Annotated in this window: 17 protein-coding genes; 7 read left to right on the top strand and 10 right to left on the bottom strand. The window is 70.6% G+C overall.

Annotation, left to right across the window (positions count from 1 at the left end):
* The 3 genes from OG385_RS24520 to OG385_RS24530 all read right to left on the bottom strand — a co-directional run bounded on the left by OG385_RS24520 (position 1) and on the right by OG385_RS24530 (position 3,684).
* The gene (locus OG385_RS24520; RefSeq protein WP_266857682.1) at positions 1-915 is read right to left on the bottom strand and encodes a phosphatase PAP2 family protein; all 915 of its coding nucleotides are present in this window, start codon (positions 913-915) and stop codon (positions 1-3) included.
* Between the two features lie 68 nt (positions 916-983).
* Positions 984-2,045 (bottom strand): LacI family DNA-binding transcriptional regulator, encoded by a 1,062-nt coding sequence (locus OG385_RS24525; RefSeq protein WP_266857683.1) that lies wholly within the window; start codon positions 2,043-2,045, stop codon positions 984-986.
* Between the two features lie 25 nt (positions 2,046-2,070).
* Positions 2,071-3,684, bottom strand: coding sequence for an alpha-amylase family glycosyl hydrolase (locus tag OG385_RS24530; protein ID WP_266857684.1), 1,614 nt, complete (start codon positions 3,682-3,684; stop codon positions 2,071-2,073).
* A gap of 295 nt (positions 3,685-3,979) precedes the next feature.
* Here OG385_RS24530 and OG385_RS24535 point away from each other — a divergent pair, with 295 nt between their 5' ends.
* From OG385_RS24535 to OG385_RS24560, 6 genes are all read left to right on the top strand, one after another.
* A complete protein-coding gene (locus tag OG385_RS24535) occupies positions 3,980-5,251 on the top strand; it encodes an extracellular solute-binding protein (protein WP_266857685.1) in 1,272 nt (423 codons plus the stop codon).
* Positions 5,252-5,339: 88 nt separating this feature from the next.
* The gene (locus tag OG385_RS24540; RefSeq protein ID WP_266857687.1) at positions 5,340-6,320 is read left to right on the top strand and encodes a carbohydrate ABC transporter permease; all 981 of its coding nucleotides are present in this window, start codon (positions 5,340-5,342) and stop codon (positions 6,318-6,320) included.
* 33 nt (positions 6,321-6,353) lie between these two features.
* A complete protein-coding gene (locus OG385_RS24545; protein ID WP_266857689.1) occupies positions 6,354-7,271 on the top strand; it encodes a sugar ABC transporter permease in 918 nt (305 codons plus the stop codon).
* 52 nt (positions 7,272-7,323) lie between these two features.
* Positions 7,324-8,997, top strand: a complete 1,674-nt coding sequence (locus OG385_RS24550; protein WP_266857691.1) for an alpha-amylase family glycosyl hydrolase — start codon at positions 7,324-7,326, stop codon at positions 8,995-8,997.
* Entirely contained in the window at positions 8,994-10,016 is a 1,023-nt protein-coding gene (locus OG385_RS24555; protein WP_266857693.1) for a LacI family DNA-binding transcriptional regulator, read from the top strand. Before OG385_RS24550 ends, OG385_RS24555 begins: the two co-directional genes overlap by 4 nt.
* Before the next feature lie 114 nt (positions 10,017-10,130).
* Positions 10,131-10,478: a 5-carboxymethyl-2-hydroxymuconate Delta-isomerase gene (locus OG385_RS24560; protein WP_266857695.1), complete on the top strand. Its 348-nt coding sequence runs from the start codon at positions 10,131-10,133 to the stop codon at positions 10,476-10,478.
* A gap of 105 nt (positions 10,479-10,583) precedes the next feature.
* Here the strand turns inward: OG385_RS24560 and OG385_RS24565 are convergent, their stop codons facing one another.
* Complete coding sequence (locus OG385_RS24565) at positions 10,584-11,309, bottom strand: TetR/AcrR family transcriptional regulator (protein ID WP_266857697.1); 726 nt, start codon at positions 11,307-11,309, stop codon at positions 10,584-10,586.
* A gap of 113 nt (positions 11,310-11,422) precedes the next feature.
* Positions 11,423-12,556, bottom strand: a complete 1,134-nt coding sequence (locus tag OG385_RS24570) for a CaiB/BaiF CoA-transferase family protein (protein ID WP_266857699.1) — start codon at positions 12,554-12,556, stop codon at positions 11,423-11,425.
* A 187-nt stretch (positions 12,557-12,743) separates the two neighbouring features.
* On the opposite strand from OG385_RS24570, the gene OG385_RS24575 reads away from it, so the two are divergent.
* Positions 12,744-13,913: an acyl-CoA dehydrogenase family protein gene (locus tag OG385_RS24575; RefSeq protein WP_266857701.1), complete on the top strand. Its 1,170-nt coding sequence runs from the start codon at positions 12,744-12,746 to the stop codon at positions 13,911-13,913.
* 24 nt (positions 13,914-13,937) lie between these two features.
* Here the strand turns inward: OG385_RS24575 and OG385_RS24580 are convergent, their stop codons facing one another.
* The 5 genes from OG385_RS24580 to OG385_RS24600 all read right to left on the bottom strand — a co-directional run bounded on the left by OG385_RS24580 (position 13,938) and on the right by OG385_RS24600 (position 22,306).
* Positions 13,938-15,008, bottom strand: a complete 1,071-nt coding sequence (locus OG385_RS24580; RefSeq protein ID WP_266857703.1) for a hypothetical protein — start codon at positions 15,006-15,008, stop codon at positions 13,938-13,940.
* A 196-nt stretch (positions 15,009-15,204) separates the two neighbouring features.
* Entirely contained in the window at positions 15,205-15,909 is a 705-nt protein-coding gene (locus OG385_RS24585) for a Clp protease N-terminal domain-containing protein (protein ID WP_266857705.1), read from the bottom strand.
* A gap of 113 nt (positions 15,910-16,022) precedes the next feature.
* Entirely contained in the window at positions 16,023-17,519 is a 1,497-nt protein-coding gene (locus tag OG385_RS24590) for a PucR family transcriptional regulator (RefSeq protein ID WP_266857707.1), read from the bottom strand.
* Positions 17,520-17,644: 125 nt separating this feature from the next.
* Entirely contained in the window at positions 17,645-20,926 is a 3,282-nt protein-coding gene (locus tag OG385_RS24595; RefSeq protein ID WP_266861139.1) for a GH92 family glycosyl hydrolase, read from the bottom strand.
* A gap of 300 nt (positions 20,927-21,226) precedes the next feature.
* A complete protein-coding gene (locus OG385_RS24600; protein ID WP_266857708.1) occupies positions 21,227-22,306 on the bottom strand; it encodes a PDR/VanB family oxidoreductase in 1,080 nt (359 codons plus the stop codon).

Here is a 22,306-nt window from a genome sequence, read left to right on the forward strand (position 1 = left end):
TCAGCGGTCCGACGGGACCGATTTGGCCGGTACCGGCTTCAGCGTGCCGTGGATGCCCTGGGTGAAGGTACCGCCCTTGCCGCTGGCTCTGACCTTCTCCGGGACCCGTGGCAGCCGGTGCGGCAGTGCTCCGTACCAGGCGTACGAGAGGCCGGTGCCGAAGGCCAGGCAGAGTACGCCGCCCACCGCGTCCAGCCAGAAGTGGTTCGCCGTCGAGACGATCACCAGGAGGGTCAGGGCGGGGTACACCAGGCCCAGGATCCGGACCCAGGGGGCGCGGGCCAGGGCGAAGATGATCAGGCCGCACCAGAGGGACCAGCCGATGTGCATCGAGGGCATCGCGGCGTACTGGTTCGACATGTTCTTGAGGTTGCCCGAGGCCATCGAACCCCAGGTGTGGTGCACCAGCACCGTGTCGATGAAGTGGTTGTTGTTCATCAGACGCGGCGGTGCCAGTGGGTACAGGTAGTAGCCGGCCAGCGCCACCGCGGTCGTCGCGAAGAGCGCCAGACGGGCCGCCGCGTAGCGCCCCGGATGGAAGTGGAACAGCCAGACCAGGACGCTGATGGTCATGATGAAGTGCAGTGTCGCGTAGTAGTAGTTCATCGCGACGATCAACCATGTCACCGAATTTATGGCGTGGTTGATGTGCTGCTCGACCGAAATACCGAGAAAGTGCTCGGCGTGCCAGATCCAGTCCGCGTTGCGCAGCGCCTCCGCCTTCTGCTCCGGTACCGCGTTGCGGATCAGGGAGTAACCCCAGTAACTCACCGCGATCAGCAGTACTTCGAACCAGATACGGGGGCGGCGGGGCGTACGCAGACGCCCGATGAATGAGATGTGAGGCTCCTTGGCCACGACGGGTGACGCGGTGGCCGAATGGCCGTCCAGTGTCTTCACAGTCGTTTCACCCATAGGGGAAGAGTCTGCCAGAAACTCGGCTTCCCACAGATCATCCCTCGGGAGGGACGCGTCCGCACCCGCTACGCCTTGTTGACGTCCTCGCCCCGGGATACCGGGCCCGACGCGGATCCCGGCGCGGCCGCGGTGGAACCACGGACTACCAACTCGGTCATAAAGACGAATTCGCTGTGCGGTGCAGGGGTGCCGCCGACCTCTTCGAGCAGGGTGCGGACAGCTGCCTGGCCCATGGCGGTGACCGGCTGCCTGATGGTGGTCATCGGCGGGTCCGTGAACGCTATGAGCGGGGAGTCGTCGAAGCCGACCACCGAGATGTCGCGCGGAACGTCGAACCCCAGCTGGCGGGCGGCCCTGATGGCACCGAGTGCCATCATGTCGCTGGCGCAGACCACCGCCGTACAGCCCGACGCGATGAGCTCGGACGCGGCCGCCTGGCCGCCCTCCAGCGTGAACAGCGAGTGCTGGATCAGCTTCCCGCTCTCGGCCGCCGACAGCCCGAACCTGGCCCGCATCTCGGCCTGGAAGCCCTCTGTCTTGCGCAGTACGGGCACGAAGCGCCGCGGTCCGAGCGCCAGCCCGATCCGGGTGTGGCCGAGCGACGCGAGGTGGGTGACGGCCAGCCGCATCGCCGCGCGGTCGTCGGGCGAGATGAAGGGCGCCTGCACCTTCGCCGAGAAGCCGTTGACCAGGACGTACGGCACACCCTGGGCGCGCAGCTGCTCGTAGCGCCGCATGTCCGCCGTGGTGTCCGCGTGCAGTCCCGAGACGAAGATGATGCCCGCGACCCCGCGCTCCACCAGCATCTCGGTGAGCTCGTCCTCGGTGGAGCCGCCCGGTGTCTGGGTGGCCAGGACCGGCGTATACCCCTGCCGGGTCAGGGCCTGGCCGATGACCTGGGCCAGCGCCGGGAAGATCGGGTTCTCCAGCTCGGGCGTGATCAGACCGACCAGACCGGCGCTCCGCCGCCGCAGCCGTACCGGACGTTCGTAGCCGAGTACGTCGAGTGCGGCGAGTACGGACTCGCGGGTGGCCGCCGCTACCCCGGGCTTGCCGTTGAGGACCCGGCTCACCGTCGCTTCGCTGACCCCCGCCTGAGTTGCGATGTCGGCAAGCCGTGCGGTCATGGGAAGGGACTGTACCGGGCGTGTGTCAGATTGCCCACCAGGTGCAGGAATCACCGGGAATGCGCACGGATTCACCGGAGATGTCCGGGGCGGCCGACGACAGCAGCGGCCTTCCCGGTACGCGCAGTTCGACGGAGTCCGGCAGGGTGTTGACGGTGCAGACGAAACCGGGCCGGGTGAAGACGAGTACCCCGTCGGGCCCTTCGAGCCAGCTCATCGGACCGTCGCCCAGACCGTCCACCCGGCGCCGGAGCGCGAGCGCGGCGCGGTACAGCTCCAGGGTCGATCCGGCGTCCCCGGTCTGCGCCGCAACGGAGAGCTCCCCCCAGCCTGTCGGCTGCGGCAGCCATCCCGGGGCGGGCCCGAATCCGTACGAAGGCCCTTCTCCGGTCCAGGGGATCGGCACCCGGCAGCCGTCCCGCAGCCCGTCCTGTCCCGCGCCGCGGAAGAACGACGGGTCCTCGCGCAGCTCGTCGGGCAGGTCGGTGACTTCGGGCAGCCCGAGCTCCTCGCCCTGGTAGAGGTAGACGGAGCCGGGCAGTGCCAGCATCAGCAGCGCGGCGGCGCGGGCCCGGCGCAGTCCGGCCGCCCCGTCCCCGTACCGCGTGACATGGCGTACGACATCGTGGTTGGAGAGCACCCAGGTGGTGGGCGCCCCCACCGAAGCCGTCGCGGCCAGCGAGTCGTCCACCACCGCGCGCATCGCCGCCGCGTCCCAGGGACACCGCAGGAACTGGAAGTTGAAGGCCTGGTGCAGTTCGTCGGGGCGCACGTACAGGGCGAGGCGCCCGGCGGACGGGGCCCACGCCTCGGCGACCCCGATGCGTTCCCCCGGGTAGGAGTCGAGCAACGTCCGCCAGGAGCGGTGGATCTCGTGCACCCCGTCCTGGTCGAAGAAGGGGAGCGTCTGGGAGCCGATCATCCGCACCTGCTCGGCGGTGCCGATGTCGGGCAGCCCGGCGGCCTTGACCATGCCGTGCGCCACGTCGACCCGGAACCCGTCCACGCCGCGCCCGCCGAGCTCCAGCCAGAACCGCAGCACCGACTCGAACTCCGCACGCACCTCCGGGTTCTCCCAGTTGAGGTCGGGCTGTTCGGGGGCGAAGAGATGGAGGTACCAGGAGCCGTCGGACACCCGCGTCCAGGCCGGGCCGCCGAACACCGACTGCCAGTCGTTGGGTGGCAGTTCACCGTCCGCGCCCCGGCCGGGCCTGAAGTGGTAGCGGGTGCGGGCCGGGCCGCCCGCCAGTGCCTCCCTGAACCACACATGCCGGTCCGACGTGTGGTTGGGGACCACGTCCACGATCACCCGCAGCCCCAGCCGGTGCGCGGCGCGCAGCAGCGACTCGGCGTCGGACAGCGTCCCGAACAGCGGGTCAACGACCCGGTAGTCGGCGACGTCGTAGCCCCCGTCGGCCTGCGGCGACGCGTAGAAGGGGGTGAGCCAGACCGCGTCGGCGCCCAGCTCGGCGAGGTACGGCAGCCGCTCCTCGATGCCCCGCAGATCCCCGATGCCGTCCCCGTCGCTGTCCGCGAAGGACCGCACGTACACCTGGTAGATGACGGCGTCCCGCCACCATCGGGTGCGGGCCCCGGATGCGGTGGCCGCGCCGGTGAGCTGCTGCGTCTGCTGCGTCATGAGGGGATGGGTCCCTTTCGGAAGGCTGCAACGTACGGGAACAACGCCGGTGCCCTCCGAAAGTAACAGTCTTGCAAGGGCTTGCGAAGGCCGCCGCGACGCCCAGCGCGGCGTGCGAAGAGCCCCAATGCCCCGTTTGACAAGGGTCATCACGGCAACCGTGCGGACACGCCGAGGTAACGAAGGCGGCTTCTTGCAGAAATTCTTCGCAAGGTCTTTCGGTCGTCTTTCATCCTTGTTACGTTCCTCGACGACCCGGAGCCGTGACGGCACGGCACCCCTCGAAGGAGTTCACATGCGACGTGGCATAGCGGCCACCGCCCTGGTCGCGGCCCTGGCGCTCGCGGCGACGGCTTGCGGCAGTGACAGCGGCAGCGGCAAGGCGGACGGTGTCACCACCATCACCTGGTGGGACACCTCGAACGCCACGAACGAGGCACCGACCTACCGGGCGCTGGTCAAGGAGTTCGAGGCGGCGAACAAGGGCATCAAGGTCACCTACGTCAACGTCCCCTTCGACCAGGCGCAGAACAAGTTCGACACGGCCGCCGGTGCCAAGGGCGCCCCGGACGTGCTGCGCTCCGAGGTCGGCTGGACCCCTGCCTTCGCCAAGAAGGGCTACTTCCTCCCGCTGGACGGCACCGAAGCCCTCAAGGACAAGGCGCACTTCGAGCCCAACCTGCTGAAGCAGGCGCAGTTCGACGGCAAGACCTACGGTGTCCCGCTGGTCACGGACACCCTCGCCTTCGTCTACAACAAGGCGCTCTTCGCCAAGGCCGGCATCACCAAGGCCCCCGCCACCTGGGGCGAGCTGAAGAGCGACGCGGCCGCGGTCAAGTCGAAGACCAGGGCCGACGGCTACTGGGCCAGCACCGCCGGGTACTACGCGCAGCCCTTCCTGTACGGCGAGGGCACCGACACCGTCGACCTCGCGCACAAGAAGGTCACCATCGCCGGTGCCCCCGCGGTCAAGGGCCTGGAGACCTGGAAGGGCCTCTTCAGCGGTCCCGGTCTGCACAAGGCGGACACTACGGCCGACGCCTACGCCCACCAGCAGGACGCCTTCGTCAACGGCAAGGTCGCCTCGATCATCCAGGGGCCCTGGGAGATCACGAACTTCTACAAGGGCTCGGCCTTCAAGGACAAGAAGAACCTGGGCATCGCCACCGTCCCGGCCGGCTCCACCGGCAAGGCGGGCGCCCCCACCGGCGGCCACAACCTCGCCGTCTACGCGGGCTCCGACAAGGCGCACCAGGCCGCGTCGCTGAAGTTCCTGAACTTCATGACATCGGCGAAGAGCCAGGAGCAGATCGCGCTCAAGAACTCCACACTGCCGACCCGCTCCGACGCCTACACCGCCGAGGTCACGGCCGACCCCGGCATCGCCGGCTTCCAGAAGGTGCTCGGCGCCTCGCAGCCGCGGCCGGAACTGCCCGAGTACAGCTCGCTCTGGGGTCCGATGGACACCGAGCTGCCCAAGGTCGCCGACGGCAAGGAATCGCTCCAGGACGGGGTCAAGTCCCTGAGCGAGGACATGGCCAAGCTGGTCCCCGGCTTCACCAACTGATCAGCCGGCCGCCGGGCCCGCAAGCACCCGCGGGCCCGGCGGCCCGATCGTCGTGCGTCACGCCGAACTCCCCTGAAAAGGTGTCAAGATGACCGTTGCCGTCGCAGGCGCGGGCCCGAAGCGTCGAAGGCCGGCGCAGCGCATCAAGCAGTCCTGGCAGAAGCACTGGTACGCCTACGCGATGGCGGCCCCGGTCGTCGTCGTCCTCGGTGTCCTGGTGGGCTATCCGCTGGTCCAGGGCCTCTACCTCACCCTGACCGACGCGAACAGCCTCAACTCGGCCCGCACCATCGGCGTCAACCACATCGACGCCACCTACAAGTTCATCGGGCTGCACAACTACGCGGACATCCTCTGGGGGCCGACCGCCTGGGACCGCTTCTGGTCCCACTTCCTCTGGACCATCGTCTGGACCGCCGCCTGTGTGGCCCTGCACTACTGCATCGGCCTCGGCCTGGCCCTGCTGCTCAACCAGAAGCTCCGCGGCCGGACCCTCTACCGGATGCTCCTGATCCTGCCCTGGGCGGTGCCGACCTTCGTCACCGTCTTCTCCTGGCGGATCATGCTCGGCGACTCCGGCATCGTGAACTCGGTGCTGGGCGGCCTCCATCTGCCCCAGCCCGCCTGGCTGGAGGAGCCGCACTTCCAGCAGCTCGCCGCGATCATCGTCAACACCTGGTGCGGGGTTCCGTTCATGATGGTGTCGCTGCTCGGCGGGCTCCAGTCGATCTCCGCCGACCTGTACGAGGCCGCCGAGATGGACGGCGCGAGCCCCTGGCAGCGGTTCCTCAACGTCACCCTGCCCGGCCTGCGTTCGGTGAGCTCCACCGTCGTCCTGCTCGGCATCATCTGGACGTTCAACCAGTTCGCCATCATCTTCCTGCTGTTCGGCAACGGCGCACCGGACGCCCAGATCCTCGTCACCTGGGCCTACCGCCTCGGCTTCGGCCAGCAGCCCAGGGACTACGCCCAGTCCGCCGCGTACGGCGTGCTGCTGCTCTCCATCCTGATCGTCTTCACCTCCTTCTACCGGCGCTGGCTGGCCCGTAGCGAGAAGGCCAGCAGCTGAGACCGGCCGGACACACAAGAAGGCAGGCCCCCGATGACGACCCAGACGACCCTCACCACAGCGACCACACCGGCGGAGCAGACACCGCCGCCCGTACGGCGGCCCGCCCGCACCGTCCGCCGCGACCGGCCGAGCCGCAGGGCCACCGTGCTCTCGCACACCGCCCTCAGCATCGCCAGCCTGATCGCGCTCTTCCCGATCGCGTGGCTGGCCTTCCTCTCGCTCGGCCCCGACAAGAGCGACTATCTGCACCCGGGCCGGATCTGGTCCAAGATCTCGTTCTCCAACTACTCGTTCGTCCTGGAGCACACCCGCTTCTTCACCTGGCTCGGCAACACCGCCCTGATCGCCGTCGCGACCAGCGTCATCGGGGTCTTCATGGCCGCCACCGCCGGCTACGCGGTCTCCCGGATGAGGTTCCCCGGCCACAAGAAGCTGATGTGGCTCCTGCTGGTCACCCAGATGTTCCCGGTTGCCGTCCTGATGGTGCCGATGTACGTGATCCTCGCGGATCTCGGCCTCATCGACACCTTCGGCGCCCTGATCCTCGTGTACTGCTCCACGGCCGTCCCGTACTGCGCCTGGATGCTCAAGGGGTACTTCGACACCATCCCGTACGAGATCGACGAGGCGGGGCGCGTCGACGGGCTGAGCCCCTTCGGCACCTTCTGGCGGCTCATCCTGCCGCTCGCCAGGCCCGGTCTCGCGGTGGCCGGCTTCTACACCTGCCTCACCGCCTGGGGCGAGGTCGCCTTCGCCTCGACGTTCATGCTCGACGACAGCAAGTACACCCTCGCGGTGGGCCTCTCCAGCTTCGTCAGTGAGCACGACGCCCAGTGGAACTACATGGCGGCCACCGCTGTCCTCATCGCCATCCCCGTCTCCGTCATCTTCTACCTGGTGCAGAAGCACCTGGTCACAGGTTTGACCGCGGGCGGGACCAAGGGCTGAGCCGCACCCCTTCTTTACGCCCCATGACGCATCTGACTCACCCAGGGAAGACATGACTCAGCACTCCGCCGCCCCTGCCACCACCGCCGGCCCGACGACCGCCGCCAGCACCGGCTGGTGGCGGGACGCGGTGATCTACCAGGTCTATCCGCGCAGCTTCGCCGACAGCAACGGCGACGGCATGGGCGACCTCGAAGGCGTCCGCGGCCGGCTGCCGTACCTGCGCGACCTCGGCGTCGACGCCGTCTGGCTCTCGCCGTTCTACGCGTCGCCGCAGGCCGACGCCGGGTACGACGTCGCCGACTACCGGGCCATCGACCCCATGTTCGGCACGCTCATGGACGCCGACGCACTGATCCGCGACGCCCACGCCCTGGGCCTGCGGATCATCGTGGACGTGGTGCCCAACCACTCGTCCGACCAGTGCGAGTGGTTCAAGCGCGCCATCGGCGACGGCCCCGCGTCGCCGCTCCGCGACCGCTACCACTTCCGCGAGGGCAAGGGGGAGAACGGCGAACTCCCGCCCAACGACTGGGAGTCCGTCTTCGGCGGCCCCGCCTGGACCCGGGTCGCCGACGGTGCCTGGTACCTCCATCTCTTCGCCCCCGAGCAGCCCGACCTCAACTGGGAGAACCAGGCGGTCGCCGACGAGTTCCGCTCGATCCTGCGGTTCTGGCTCGACATGGGCGTGGACGGATTCCGGGTCGACGTCGCCCACGGGCTCGTCAAGGCGCCCGGCCTGCCCGACCTCGGCAGCACCGACCAGCTCCGGCTGCTCGGCAATGACGTCATGCCGTTCTTCGACCAGGACGGCGTCCATGAGATCTACCGCTCCTGGCGCACCATCCTCGACGAGTACCCGGGGGAGCGGATAGCCGTCGCCGAGGCGTGGACGCCGACCGTGCAGCGCACCGCGAACTACGTACGCCCCGACGAGCTGCACCAGGCGTTCAACTTCCAGTACCTGGCCACCCACTGGGACGCCGCCGAGCTGCGCGAGGTCATTGACGTCTCGCTGGCCGCGATGCTCCCGGTGGGCGCGCCCGCCACCTGGGTGCTCTCCAACCACGACGTCACCCGGCACACGACCCGCTTCGCCAACCCGCCGGCCGGCACCCAGATCCGCACCCCCGGCGACCGGGGACTGGGCCTGCGGCGGGCCCGCGCGGCGACCCTGCTGATGCTGGCGCTGCCCGGCTCCGCCTACCTCTACCAGGGCGAGGAGCTGGGCCTCCCGGACGTCACCGACCTGCCCGACGAGGTCAGGCAGGACCCGTCGTTCTTCCGCGCGGCGGGCCAGGACGGCTTCCGCGACGGCTGCCGGGTGCCGATCCCATGGACCGCGGAAGGCCCTTCGTACGGCTTCGGCAGCGGTGGCAGCTGGCTCCCGCAGCCCGCGGACTGGGGTGCGCTGAGCGTCGAGGCGCAGACCGGCGACCGCGGTTCCACCCTGGAGCTGTACCGCGGCGCGCTCGCCCTGCGACGGGAGCTGCCGGGCCTGGGCGCCGGCGAGTCCGTCGACTGGGTGCCGGGCACCCCGGACGGAGTGCTGGCGTTCACCCGCCCCGGCTTCCACTGCACCGTCAACACCACCGGCCGCCCCGTACGCCTGCCCGTGCCGGGCCGGATGGTGCTGGCCAGCACCGAAGTCGCCGTGGAGGAAGGCGAGCCGGCGGAAGGCGAGTTCGAGCTGCCCGCGGACAGCACCGTCTGGTGGTCGGTGTGACCGTCCCTCCCCGGCTCGCGCACATCGCCGCGCAGGCCGCCGTCAGCGAGGCCACCGTGAGCCGGGTGCTCAACGGGAAGCCGGGCGTCGCGGACACCACGCGCCAGCGGGTGCTCGCTGCGCTCGACGTCCTCGGCTACGAGCGGCCCGTGCGGCTGCGCCGGCGCAGCGCGGGCCTGATCGGCCTGGTGACCCCCGAGCTGACCAACCCCATCTTCCCGGCCTTCGCCCAGGCCGTGGAACAGACGCTCGCGGGACACGGCTACACCCCGGTCCTCTGCACGCAGATGCCGGGCGGCGCCACCGAGGACGAACTGGTCGAGCAGCTGGTGGAGCGCGGGGTGGCCGGCATCGTCTTCCTCTCCGGGCTGCACGCCGACACCTCGTCGGACCCCGGGCGCTACGCCGGTCTCGCCGAACGGGGGGTGCCGTACGTCCTGATCAACGGCTACAACGAGCGGATCAGCGCGCCCTTCGTCTCGCCCGACGACCACGCGGCGGCGCAGATGGCCGTGCGCCATCTCTCGGATCTGGGGCACCGCAGGATCGGTCTGGCGGTCGGGCCGCTCCGCTATGTGCCCTCGCGCCGCAAGCGGGAGGGGTTCATCGAGGCGATGGCGGACCGGCTCGGCCAGTCCGCGGAAGAGGCCGGAGCCCTGGTCCAGCACACCCTGTTCAGCGTCGAGGGCGGCCGGGCCGCGGCGGGCGCGCTGTTCGACCAGGGGTGCACCGCCGTGGTCTGCGGCAGCGACATGATGGCGCTGGGCGTCGTACGGGCGGCCCGCGAACGCGGTCTCGAAGTCCCCGACGACGTCTCGGTGGTCGGCTTCGACGACTCGCAGCTGATCGCCTTCACCAGTCCGCCGCTGACCACGGTCCGCCAGCCCGTCCAGGCGATGGCCGCGGCGGCGGTGGGCGCGCTCCTGGAGGAGATCGGCGGCAACCCCGTCCAGCGCACGGAGTTCGTCTTCCGGCCCGAGCTGGTGGTACGGGGGTCCACGGCCCGCCGTACCGGCTGACCGGCGGCGGGACCGGCGTGCGAGGCTGAGCGGTGGCAGCGGCGCCGCTCCGCCCTGCCGACCGGACCGGACGCCGTCCGTTCCGGACCAGCAGCCCGCCGGGAGGAAACCGCCATGCCGCAGATCACCGTCGAGTACTCCGAGTCCCTGGAGGACGCCTTCGACCGCAGGGGCTTCGCGCTCGGCCTGCACCCGGTCGTCGTGGAGACGGTCTCCGCAGGGCTCCCCGCCTGCAAGACCCGGTTCGTCAGGACTGCCGGGTTCGTCGTGGGCGACGGCACGGGCGACGACGCCGTGGTGCACGTGGAGATCGCGCTGCTGGCCGGCCGTACCGACGAGGCCAAGGCGCGGCTGAGCGAGGCGGTGCTCGATGTCGTACGCCGCCATCTGAAGCCCACCGGGAGCACGGTGCACCTCTCCGCCGAGACCCGCGATCTGGACGCGTCCTACCACAAGGGCTGAGCGCGGCCGGGGGTTCATGGGGCCGGGTGTTCATGGGCACGGGCCGGCAAGACCGCCCCATGACACCGCGCCCGCCGGGGCCGTTGGCCGGTACTGAGCAGGCGCTCAGCCGGTGCGCTGGGCCGGGAGGTCCGTCGCGGGCGGCGGCGCCAGCGAGAGCAGCCGGCCGACCAGATCCCCGAACGGCCCGTCGGCGGGCTCCTCGCTCAGTATCCGCCGTACGACCGCCGCCATCTCCGTGTCGTACGCGGCGCTCACCGCGGCCAGCGCGGCGAAGTCGTGCACCAACTGCAACTCCAGCTCGGCCCGCGGGATGCTCCGCCCGTCGAGCCAGATCAGCGCGGTCGACTCGGCGAGCGACACCCATGACCTGACCACCAACTGGAGCCTGGCGGGCGGCCCCTGGACGTCCAGATGGGACAGGATCTGGAGATACGCGGCGGTGCGGACCTCGTCGATCATCGCGTTGGTGGTGGTGGAACCCACGGCCGGGCCGCCGCGCATCAGCGCGGAGAAGCCGGGCCCGTGCTCCTCGACGAAGTCGAAGAACCGCTCCATCACCCGCAGCAGCCGCGCCCCCAGCGGCCCTTCGCGCGGCTCGACGAACCGCTCGGCCAGCTCGTCGGCCGCGCGGCGCAGGGCCGCTTCGTACAGACTCTGCTTGCCGGGGAAGTAGTGGTAGACGAGCGGCCGCGAAATGCCCGCAGCCGCGGCTATCTCGTCGATGGAGACATCGTCGGGGGAGCGGCGGCTGAACAGTTCGAGGGCGACGCTGATCAGCTGCTGCCTGCGCTCTTCGACGCCCATCCTGCGGCGTACCCCGGTCGTCATGGGGACAGGGTACCGACTGCGGCGCCGCCGGGTGTTGGCCGTACCGGGGCCGGCTGCGTCACCCGCGCCGGGCGCGGGCGGCTGCCCGGACACCGGGCGGAGCGGTCCGCGGGTCAGCGGGTGAGCCAGTCGCGGAGTATCTCCTCGTGGTGCGCGTCGAGTCCGGGGGTGGTGGACGGCGGGGCGTCGGGGACGCCCTGGAACACGACGGGTTGGCGCAGCGCGGTCATGCCCGCCAGCTCCGGATCCCGGAACCGGCCGGTGACACCCCGCGTACCGACACTGCCGATGGCCTCCCTGAGGTCCTGCACCGGGCCTGCCGGGACGCCCTGTTCCCCGGCGAGCGCGACGATCTCGGCAGCGGAGTGCTGCCGGGTCCAGGCCTCGATGGTGGCGCGGACCTCCGGTTCATGGGCCGTGCGCGCCTCGTCGGTGCGGTACACGGGGTGGTCGGCCAGGTCCGGGCGGCCGATCAGGTCCAGCAGGCGCTGGAACGTACGGTCGTTGGCGGCAGCCAGGACCACCGGTGCGTCGGCCGCCCGGTAGACGCCGAACGGGGTGGACACCGGATGCCGGTTGCCGACCCGGGTGGGCGGGGCGCCGTCGGCCGCCAGCAGGCTGGCACCGGTGAGCTGGAGGGAGACCATCGCGTCCAGCATGGCGATGTCGAGATGCTGTCCCCGCCCGGTGCGGGCCCGTTCGACCAGTGCGGCGCAGACCGCCCATGACCCGTAGAGACCGGCTTGCAGATCGGCGATGGACTCACCGACCTTGGTCGGCTCGCCGTCCGGGGTGCCGGTGGTCTCCATGATCCCCGACATGGCCTGGATGATCAGGTCGTAGGCGGGGCGCGCGGACATCGCGCCCGACTGCCCGAATCCGGAGATGCTCGCGTACACCAGCCTCGGGTTGTGGGCGAGCAGCGCCGGTGCGCCGATGCCGAGCCGGTCGGCGACGCCCGGCCGGAAGTTCTCCACGAGTACGTCCGCCTGCGCGGCCAGCGACCACAGGGTCTCCAGGTCCCCGGGGTCCTTCAGGTCGAGTGCGATGCTCCGCTTGTCCCGGTTCAGCATCGCGAAGTAGACGCTGCGGTCCTTCGCGAACGGGCCGAGCCGCCGGGTGTCGTCACCGCCCGGCGGCTCGACCTTGACGACATCGGCGCCGATGTCGGCCAGCAGGGACGTACAGAACGGGCCGGCCAGCACGCGGGACAGGTCCAGCACACGAATACCGCTCAACGCCGGCATGGCAACTCCTCGGTTGGACACGGTTCGACTCGGTTCGACTGCACAGTGCGTACTGCGTACTGCGCAGTACGCCGAACGCTAGGAGCGCGGAGCGGCCCGGGGATATGTGCACAGCCACGGAGACAGCCGCTGTTGTTGTGCGGCCGCACATGGCGGTGGGCGGTCGGTGAGTGGATGACTTGAGTCCATGAGCACCTCTGAACAGACCTCCCAGGAGCACCTGCCGTACCGGATGCCCGACGAGTACGAGGACTTCCGGGCCTCCGTACGCGCCTTCGCCGAGGACCGGATCCAGCCGCTGGCGGACCGCGCCGACGCCGAGGACGTCTTCTCCGCCGACGGATACACCGAACTCGTCGCCGCCGGATTCCACGCACTCGGCGTCCCCGAACAGTACGAAGGGGCGGGCGCCGACGCGCTGGCCCAGGCCATCGCCATCGAGGAAGTGGCACGGGTGTCCGCGGGCATCTCCACCGTGCTGAGCTCCAACAAACTCGGCGTCACCCCGCTGCTGCTCGCCGGGTCCGACGAGCAGCGCGGCCGGTATCTGCCCGACGTGGCATCGGGCGAAGCGCTGTGCGCGTACGCGATCTCCGAGCGCGAAGCGGGCAGCGATGTCGCCGCGATGACCTGCCGGGCGGAGCCCGAGGACGGCGGCTGGCGGCTCTCCGGCACCAAGAGCTGGATCACAGCGGCGGGCGAGGCCGCCGTACTGATCGTGTTCGCGGTCACCGATCCCGGCCAGGGCAAGCGCGGTATCTCGGCGTTCGTCGTGGAGGGGACCGACGAAGGGATCTCCTACGGCGCCCCGGAACGCAAGATGGGGCTGCACGGTTCGGTCACCAGGGAGGTCCACTTCGACGGTGTCCGCATCCCTGCCGGCCGGCTGCTGGGCGAGCGGGGGCGCGGGCTGCGGCTGGCCCTGGCGACGCTGGACCACACCAGGATCTCCATCGCCGCCCAGGCCGTCGGCATCGCGCAGGGCGCCCTGGACTACGCGGCGGATTACGTACGCGAGCGCCGCCAGTTCGGCCACCCGGTCGCGGAGTTCCAGGGCGTCCAGTTCATGCTCGCCGACATGGCGATGCACATCGAGGCGGCGCGCACCCTCACCTACCGTGCCGCGGCGGCCTCAGAGGCGGGATCCGGGGACCTCACCTTCCTCGGCGCCGCCGCGAAGTGCCTCGCATCCGACACGGCGATGGCGGTCACGACCGACGCCGTTCAACTGCTGGGCGGGGCGGGTTACGTCCGCGACCACCCCGTGGAGCGGATGATGCGCGACGCGAAGATCACCCAGATCTATGAAGGGACGAACCAGATCCAGCGGATCGTCATGGCGAGGAACCTGCCGTAGCAGGAGTCGAGTTGTCGGGCCCGCTCAGCGTCCACGAGGGGGTTCGGTGGCCTCCGCCGTCCGCAGTTCCGCATGGAGGCGTGCGAGTGCCGCGCCGACCGGGGGGACGACCAGTGCCGTCAGAACCAGCAGGCTCACCGCGGCCGGGACGATCTCCATCACGGCGCCCGTGGCATAGGCGTTGTCGTCCGTGAGCCACAGCACGGAGAGACCGACCGGATGGGCGAGAGGCTCCGCCGCGTGCGACAGGACGATGTACGCGGCGACGGCGACACCCATGACCGGTGCGGTGACGCGCAGCGCCCGCCACCGTCGCGGGTGGCCGGTCAGTGACCAGGACCGGCGTACGGCGGCCCGCGCGGTGGACGCGCCGTTCACCGCGGCGGCGGTGGCGAGGCTCAGGCGGAGCCATACGAAGGCCCCGATGACGATGACGAGGGACGTCAGGCCGTTGGCCGACAGCCGGTAGCGCGTACTGCTCCAGTAGTCGAGCGGCTCGATGTCGATGCCCATCATGCCGCCGTCCCGGAAGAAGGCCGCCACGAGATACGCCAGCAGCGCCAGCGGAGCCAGGCACACGATCGTCAGCAGCTGTACGCGGATGGCGAGCCCGATGTGGGGGCGGCTGCGCCGCCACAGCTCGCCGGAGCCCGGGCGATGTCCGCCCGCCTCCGTGTCGCGGACGGCCACGGCATACGCGACATACAGCAGGGCGAGGACGAAGAGGGCGACCAGCAGCAGCAGCCCCATGAAAGGGAGGCTCCTGAGGAAGATGGAGGTGTACTGGTCCGGGTAGTAGCCCAGGGGCGGATCCTCGTACGCGATATCGGAGCGTGCCAGCTTCCAGGTGAGGGCGAAGTCGTGCCAGGAGAGAGCGAATGCCGCCGTCACCAGCGCGGCGCCCACGAGCGCGGTGAACAGCGCGACGCCGGAGGAGAAGCCGAACAGGCTGCGCCACCCGGTGCGGAAGAGCTCCAGGGTGCCCGCGATGAGGCCGCGCCGTGGCGGCGTCCCGCGCCGGATCCCCCCGCCTTCCGGGTACTCCGGGTCCTCCGCTCCGTCCGGCACCGCCGCCCGGCCCTTCTTCTGCGTCACTGCTCGCGCCCCTCTCCGTACGAGCATCACGCTCTCCCAACGGGTTCCCTGCGGTTGTTCTTCGAGGTGAGATGCAGGGGCAACCCCCGGAAGTTCCGGGCTTGATCGCCGTATGACAGGACCGTGACATACGGGCCTGAGAAGGCCGCGCGGAAGGCCGTGCCGGTCCCGGCCTCCCGCGGCGGCTGTTCGTTCGCTACTGCTTGCCGTGTGCGGCAGACCGCTTGGTGATCTCGGTCCTGACCGTCTCGTGCATCTCGTCCGACGTGAAGCCGAGGTTGCGCAGGATCTGCGCGGCCGGGCTCTCCCCGACGCGGATCAGGCCCAGCAGCGCGTGTTCCGTGCCGACCCAGTCGTGGCCGAGGTCGGCCGACGCGCGGCGCGCCTGCTCGATGGCCTCCTTGCTCTCCGGCCGGAACGCGATGTGACCGCGCAGCGCCTTCTCCCCGGACGGCGGCATCGCTTCCTCGACTGCGTCGCGGACGTGTTGCTCCGATCCGGCCTTCGCGATCAGCACCTCGCAGGCCAGGCCCCGCGGTTCGCCGAGCAGGCCGAGCAGGAGGTGTTCGGTGCCGATGAAGTCGTGCTTGTGTGTTCGGGCGGCCTCCTGCGCCAGCACGATGCTGTGCCGGTTCAGGTTGGTGTACCGCTCGAAAGGGCCGGGGGCGTGGCGTTGTTGGGCGGCCTGTTTGGAGACCCCGATGGCGTCGCCGATCTCGGTCCATGACGCGCCGGTCTGCTTGGCCTTGCTGACGTAGTGGTCGATGAGCTGGTCGCCGAGGTCGGACAGGGTCTGGGCGCGCAGTCGCGCCTCGCTGATACGGGCCAGTTCGTCGGTGCCGGGGAGTTCTTGGTCGAGACGGGCGATCAGGTCGGCGAGGCTGATGTCGAGTGGACTCATGCGTCAAGCGTAAGTTGACGCTCGGGGATCGTCAATCTGTAATTGACGATTGTTCCGGGTCTGCTCCCGCAGTTCCGTGCGAGGGTCCGGTGCGGCTCGGCCCCATCAGCCCTTCAGCCCTCGGCCGGGCCGAGCACCTGGAGCGCCAGCCAGAGTTCCAGCCGGTCCTGGGTCGCCGTGAGCCGCTTGCCCAGCAACCGTTCGATCTGGCCGAGCCGGTAGCGCAGCGAATTGCGGTGCAGGTTCATGGCGCGGCAGGTCTCCGTGACCGACCCGTCGTGTTCGAGATAGCTGCGCGCGGTGGCCTCCAGTGCCGCACCGCGTTCGGCGTCGTAGCGGCGTACGGGTTCGAGCAGGGCGGACGCCAGCTCAGCCAGCGGCAGTTCGGCGCTGCTCAGCAGCAGGCCGGGCAGCGACAGGGTGCGGCACTCCTGCACCCCGGGCCCCTGGCGCTGGGCCTGCCGGGCCTCGTGGTATCCGATGCGGATGCCGTGCGCCCCTTGGTGCACCCCGCTGACCCCGACCGCCGTCGTCCCGGGCCCGCCGCCGATGTGGTGCAGCAGCCGGTCGGCGACGGTCCGGGCGTCGCCGTCCGTACCGACGACCACGACGATGCCGTCGTCCAGCGGGCACATCGGGTACGGGTCGGACTGCCCGTGCAGCAGCGCCGCCAGATCGAGGGGCCGCTGCCGCAGCAGGGCAGCGGCCTGGCCCGAACTCGCCACGACCACCCGGTGGCTGCCCCGCGGATCCACGCCGATCCGGGGCAGCTTGCGCTCCGCCTCGGGCCCCGCGAGGCCGTGGTGCAGGATGTCCGCGACGACCTGGCCGACCAGTTCACGGCGTCCGGACAGCAGCGCCTGACGGCGTGCGATCTCCAGGCCGACCAGACCGGCCACCGGCGCGAGCAGCGTGACCTGCTCGTCGGCGCCCCGGGCCACGAGGTAACCGGCGACGGTGCCGTCCGCCCGTACCGGGAAGGAGACCAGACCCGGTCCCGGAGCGGCCGTTCCCGGGGCGTCCGAGGCGTCCGCGACCTCGTCGACGGGCCACCGCGCGGACCGGGGATGCTGCTCCAGCACCGCGCCGGCCGGATCGAGGACCGCCACATCGGCGCCCAGCCGGCGGGCCAGCAACGGGACGAGATGGCGCAGTCCGCGGCCGGCGAGCAGGGCGCCGGTGATCTCCTCCTGCAGCTGGATCATCAACCGGGTGCGCGCGTACTGCTCGGCGAAGATCCGGTCCGCCGCCCACCGGCTGATCTGGATGAACGGGATCTCCACCGGCGACGTCAGCAGCGCAAGACCGTGCCGCTGCGCCGCGGCCCGCAGCCCGGCGGGAACCCGGTTGTGGACCAGCCCGGTCCCGACGCAGAGGGCCGCGACCGGAACCGCCACCAGGTCGCGTACCAGCCGGTCCCACTGGTCGCGGGTGCGCCTGCGCAGCGCGGTGGTCAGCACCAGTTCGCCGCCGCGGAGGAAGGGGACCGGGTCCTCCAGCTCGGTGGTGGACGACCAGCTGATGGGTACGTCGGCCCAGGAGTTCGGGGAGGTGACCGCGGTCAGCCGCAGTTCGGGCTGGGCCAGCAGATCGGACGCGAGGACGGGCACCAGCACAGGGTGCCACAGGCGCCCCGCGGCCCCGGGGTGGTGCAACCGCCCGGAGGAGAGAAGCGAACGGGCCGGCGCCGCACGGAATCCGTGCCGCGCCGGCCCGCCGGCCGGTGGCCGCCCCGTCAGGCGGTGGCCACCGCGAAGACGTGCAGCACGCCGCCGTCCGTCGTGGATGGCAGTGTCACGCTCGCCAGCTGCTTGCCCGCCTGGAGTGTGACCGGTGCGGTCGCGAAGATCTCCGTGCCGACCGGGTCCGTACCGCCGCCCTGGACATCGCGGTACGGGGTGTGCACCGCGACCGTGTTGCCGAACGACGGCTTGTCCGCTCCGCCGCCCAGCGTCCAGTCGCTGAAGCCGATGTCCGCCTTCTGCGTGGTGCCGTCGGTGTACGTCAGCGTCGCCGTACCGCTGGCCGAACCCTCCGCCGCGCTGCCCAGCAGGCTCAGCTTCGTGGCACCCTGCGCCGACGGGACGTTCAGCACCTGCGGGGTGTCCCCGGCCACCTCGATGTTGTCGGGGTCCCCGGCCGCCACCTTCGGCCAGGTGAAGTCGAAGCCGCCGGACGAGACCGTACCCCCGGGTGTGGCGCCCGCCGCTGCCAGCGCCTTGGCCGAGTAACTCCAGCCCTCACCGTCGAAGTTGGCCTGCGGGTTGTCGTCGTCGGTGGAGATGGCCGTGCTGTTGCGGTTCCAGAGCATGCTGTTCTTCGCGGCGACGGTCACCGCGACCGACGTCTTCGGAAGCTCGGTGCCCGCGGACGACTTCAGCGTGACCGGGACCGTGTAGCGGCCCTCCGCCGTGCCGGACGCGGCCGACACGGAGAGCTTCGCGCTCGCCGAACCGCCCGCCGGGACAGTGAAGTCGCCCTGCGCGGGCCGTACGGTGACACCGGCCGGCGGCGTTGCCGTCCAGTGCACCGTGGTCGGCTCCTTCTCCAGCGTCTGCACCTTGACCGTGGTGTCCGCACCCGCGGCGCCGGGCTCGATCTTCAGCTGCTCGGGGGTGGCGCCGGTGAAGTACTTCACGCCGCCGCCCGGGAAGGACGGCGGGGCGTCGGCCGCGGCGCTGCCCCATGAGGTGTCCGCCGTGGCGCCCAGCGTGTAGTCGAGGGTGCCGCCGTGAGTGACCAGTGAGGCGGGGACCCAGGGCTTGCCGGACGTCCGGCCGTTGACCTTCAGCCCGTGGATGTAGGTGTTGCCGGCCGAAGCGGCGGGGGCGTTGACGGTGATGGTCCGCCCGTGCCCGGTGTGCACCACCGCGTGCGGGAACAGCGGCGCGGAGAGCGTCAGATCGGCGCGGCTGGGGTTCTGCGGGTACATGCCGAGCGCCGAGAAGACGTACCAGGACGACATGGTCCCGGCGTCGTCGTTACCGGGAATGCCGCCCGGGGCGTCGGTCCACAGCTGGTCCATCTCCGCGCGGACGGTCTCCTGCGTCTTGTACGGGGCGCCCAGGTAGTCGTACAGATAAGGCGTGTTGATGTCCGGCTCGTTGGTCGCGTCGTAGCGCGTGTCGTCCTTCGCCGAGAAGTCGAACTTGCCGTCCGGCGTACGGAAGAAGGCGTCCAGCCGCTTCACCGCGGTGTCGTCGCCGCCCATCGCGGACGCCAGGCCCGCCACGTCCGAGTACACCATCCAGGTGTAGCGGGCGCTGGTCCCCTCGACGAAGCCGCTGCCGGTGCCGGGTGTGAAGGTGCCCGCCCAGGTGCCGTCGGCTTTGCGGTCGCGGATGTAGCCGCCCTGCGGTGTGGCGTTGGCGTCGAAGACGTTCGTCCAGTTCCCCGAGCGGTCCAGGAACTTCTTCGCGTCGGCGTTCTTCCCGGTCTGCCGGGACAGCTCGGAGAGCCCGTAGTCGGCTGCCGCGTCCTCCAGCGTCTCGGCCGCGCCGCCCCAGCAGTGGCAGTTGTCGGCCGGTACGTACCCGAGGTCGAGGTACTTGTCGAGCGCGGGGCGCTGGCCCACGCACTCGACGTTGCAGCCCGCACTGTCCGAGTCGTTGGCCGTCGGCACGGTCGCAGCCTTGACCAGCGACTTCAGTGCGCCCTTGACGTCGAAGTCATGGCCGCCGAAGGCGTAGATCCCGGCGAGCGCGGCGTCGGACGGGTCGCCCGACATGACGCTCGTCTTGCCGTTCTCCAGCAGCCAGCGGTCCCACTCGCCGCCGCGCTGGCCCGCATAGTTGTAGAGCGACTGGGCGTAGTCGCTGCCCGCCCGGGGGTTGAGCAGCGTCATCAGCTGCACCTGGGCGCGGTACTGGTCCCAGCCCGAGAAGGTGCCGTACTGCGCCTTCTGCCCCTTGGCCAGCCGGTGCGGCTTGCGGTCGGCGCCCAGATAGCGGCCGTCGACGTCGCTGGTCAGCGTCGGCTCCAGCATCGAGTGGTAGAGCGCGGTGTAGAAGGTCGAGCGCTGGGCGTCGGTGCCGCCGCCCACCTCGACCGACTTCAGCACCTTGTTCCAGGCTCCGGCCGCCTGTGACTTCACGGAGCCGAAGCTCTTGTGGGGCGCGTTCTCGGCGCGGAGGTTTGCCTCGGCGTTCTGGGGGCTGACATAGGAGACGGCGACCTTGGCCTGTGCCTCGGTGGTCCCGCCCGCGAAGGTGATGTACGCGCCCGAGCCCTTGCCCTCCACGGCGTTGCCGGACGCGCTGTAGCCCGTACCGCCGGACGCCGATGTGGAGCCCGGGCTGACCGTGCTGTCCTTCCAGGTGCCGACCTTGGCGAACGCCTTGTCGAAGTGGGCGGTGAAGTACAGCGTGTACAGATCGTGCCGGTTGTTCGCGCTCTGCGGACCGCAGAAGTTGCCCGCGGTGACCGAACCCGTCACGGTCCGGGTCTTCTTGTCGATCTTCACGGTGGCGTCCGTGCTGCCGCTCTCCGAGTTGGAGGTGCGGAAGAGCATGCTGGCCGGCTTGGACTTGGGGAACCCGAACTGCCCGGAGCCGGTCCGCGCCGTCGTGGTGAGCGCGGCGGATGCGCCGTTGTCCAGGCCGACCTTGTAGTAGCCGGGCGATGCGCTCTCGTTGGCGTGCGAGAAGGTGCTGGCGTACTTCGCGTCGGTGGTGTCCGCGCTGGGCGAGGAGTCGACGTCACCCGTGTACGGCATGATCGGGATGTCGCCGTTCGCACCGGAGCAGCCCACCCCGTTGAGATGGGTGAGGCTGAAGCCGCGGATCTTCGTGGCGTCGTACTGGTAGCCGCCGGGCGCGGGCGTGGAGACCTGCTTGCCCTTGGAGTTCTGCGGACTCCAGGCCAGCATCCCGAAGGGCTGCACCGCGCCCGGGTAGGTGTTGCCCGCGTTGGCGGAACCGATCAGCGGGTGGACGTACGACACCGGGTCCTTGACGGTGCCGTGCGGGGATGCGGCCGAGGCGGGGGCGGCGGTGGCCGCCATCCCCAGGGCGGCCATGGCGGTCACCACGACGGAGCTGAGCGCTCTGGTCCCGGTGCGCGTCCGACGGCTGTGCGTGTCTGACACCCGTTCCTGCCCTTCGTGTGTGACGGACTCGTTGTGACGGACTCTGTGTGACGGACTCTGTGTGGCGGTCGGTCAACGCGGCAGGAACGGGAGCGCCGTTGACCACTCCGGAGCGGCGCGCCGTTCAGACAACGTTGTCAACGACGTGAGGATGCTCCTCCTGCCGATCCGGGGTGTCAAGGCTCCCCGGGCCCGCGAACGGACCCGGGGAGCACCCGAGGCGCGTCAGGCCTACAGGTCCAGGACCAGCCGCCCGCCCCGCGCCCGTGACACGCAGATCAGCATCGAGTCGTCCCGCTCCGCGTCCGTCAGCAGTTCGTCCCGGTGGTCGATCTCGCCTTCGACGACGCGCTGTTGGCAGGTCCCGCAGAAGCCCTGCTCGCAGGAGTACGGCACATTCGCCACCTCCGCGCGGACGGCGGCCAGCACCGTGGAGCCGGGCGCGACCGTCACCGTACGGCCGGAGCGGCGCAGTTCGACGTCGAAGCTGTCCGAGTCCGCTGCGGCCGCCCGCGGCGCGAACCGCTCCAGATGGAGTGCGGCGCCGGCCGGGAGCGCCGCCGACACCGCTTCGAGCAGGCCCTCCGGTCCGCAGCAGTAGTACGCGGTCCCCGCCGGGTCGTCCGCGAACTCCAGCTCCGGGTACCCCAGTTCGTCCTGCGGGACCACCATCACACGGTCCGTGCCGCCGCCCAGCTTCTCGGCCTCCACCAGGAACGGCATCGATGCGCGCGTACGCCCGCAGTACACCAGCCGCCAGCGCGCACCCGCCGCTTCGGCCGCCCGGAGCATCGGCAGGACCGGGGTGATCCCGATGCCGCCCGCGACGAAGACGTACGAGGCGGCTTCGACCAGCGGGAAGCGGTTGCGGGGGCCGCGGATCTCGATCTCCGCGCCCTCATGGAGCTGTTCGTGCACCTCGCGGGAGCCGCCCCGGCCGTCCTCGATGAGCCGGGTGGCGACCGTGTACGCCGCCCCGTCGGCCGGGTCGCCGCACAGCGAGTACTGGCGGACGAGACCGGACGGCAGCACCAGATCCAGATGGGCGCCCGGTGTCCAGGGGTCGAGCCGTTCGCCGGACGCGCTCTCCAGCCGGAGCCGCACCACGCCGTCGGCCTCCGGAGTGCGCTCGGTGATCAGCAGCCGCCGGCTGACGGTCCGGTGGCGGCCACGGCCCGAGACCGGGGTCTCCAGCGCGGGCAGCGGCCAGAGCGGGGACGCGGTGATACGGCGGCGCAGGGCGCGCTTGACGAGCAGCGCCGCACCGGCGACCAGGACGACCGTACGGACGCGGGGCAGTGACGGTGCCAT

The sequence above is a fragment of the Streptomyces sp. NBC_01306 genome (assembly GCF_026340465.1).
Classification (GTDB): domain Bacteria; phylum Actinomycetota; class Actinomycetes; order Streptomycetales; family Streptomycetaceae; genus Streptomyces.

Bases quoted from the DNA above. Each gene is read 5' to 3' on its own strand.
- OG385_RS24520 (WP_266857682.1), bottom strand. From the start codon at position 915: ATGGGTGAAACGACTGTGAAGACACTGGACGGCCATTCGGCCACCGCG.
- OG385_RS24525 (WP_266857683.1), bottom strand. From the start codon at position 2,045: ATGACCGCACGGCTTGCCGACATCGCAACTCAGGCGGGGGTCAGCGAA.
- OG385_RS24530 (WP_266857684.1), bottom strand. From the start codon at position 3,684: ATGACGCAGCAGACGCAGCAGCTCACCGGCGCGGCCACCGCATCCGGG.
- OG385_RS24535 (WP_266857685.1), top strand. From the start codon at position 3,980: ATGCGACGTGGCATAGCGGCCACCGCCCTGGTCGCGGCCCTGGCGCTC.
- OG385_RS24540 (WP_266857687.1), top strand. From the start codon at position 5,340: ATGACCGTTGCCGTCGCAGGCGCGGGCCCGAAGCGTCGAAGGCCGGCG.
- OG385_RS24545 (WP_266857689.1), top strand. From the start codon at position 6,354: ATGACGACCCAGACGACCCTCACCACAGCGACCACACCGGCGGAGCAG.
- OG385_RS24550 (WP_266857691.1), top strand. From the start codon at position 7,324: ATGACTCAGCACTCCGCCGCCCCTGCCACCACCGCCGGCCCGACGACC.
- OG385_RS24560 (WP_266857695.1), top strand. From the start codon at position 10,131: ATGCCGCAGATCACCGTCGAGTACTCCGAGTCCCTGGAGGACGCCTTC.
- OG385_RS24565 (WP_266857697.1), bottom strand. From the start codon at position 11,309: ATGACGACCGGGGTACGCCGCAGGATGGGCGTCGAAGAGCGCAGGCAG.
- OG385_RS24570 (WP_266857699.1), bottom strand. From the start codon at position 12,556: ATGCCGGCGTTGAGCGGTATTCGTGTGCTGGACCTGTCCCGCGTGCTG.
- OG385_RS24575 (WP_266857701.1), top strand. From the start codon at position 12,744: ATGAGCACCTCTGAACAGACCTCCCAGGAGCACCTGCCGTACCGGATG.
- OG385_RS24585 (WP_266857705.1), bottom strand. From the start codon at position 15,909: ATGAGTCCACTCGACATCAGCCTCGCCGACCTGATCGCCCGTCTCGAC.
- OG385_RS24595 (WP_266861139.1), bottom strand. From the start codon at position 20,926: ATGGCCGCCCTGGGGATGGCGGCCACCGCCGCCCCCGCCTCGGCCGCA.
- OG385_RS24600 (WP_266857708.1), bottom strand. From the start codon at position 22,306: ATGGCACCGTCACTGCCCCGCGTCCGTACGGTCGTCCTGGTCGCCGGT.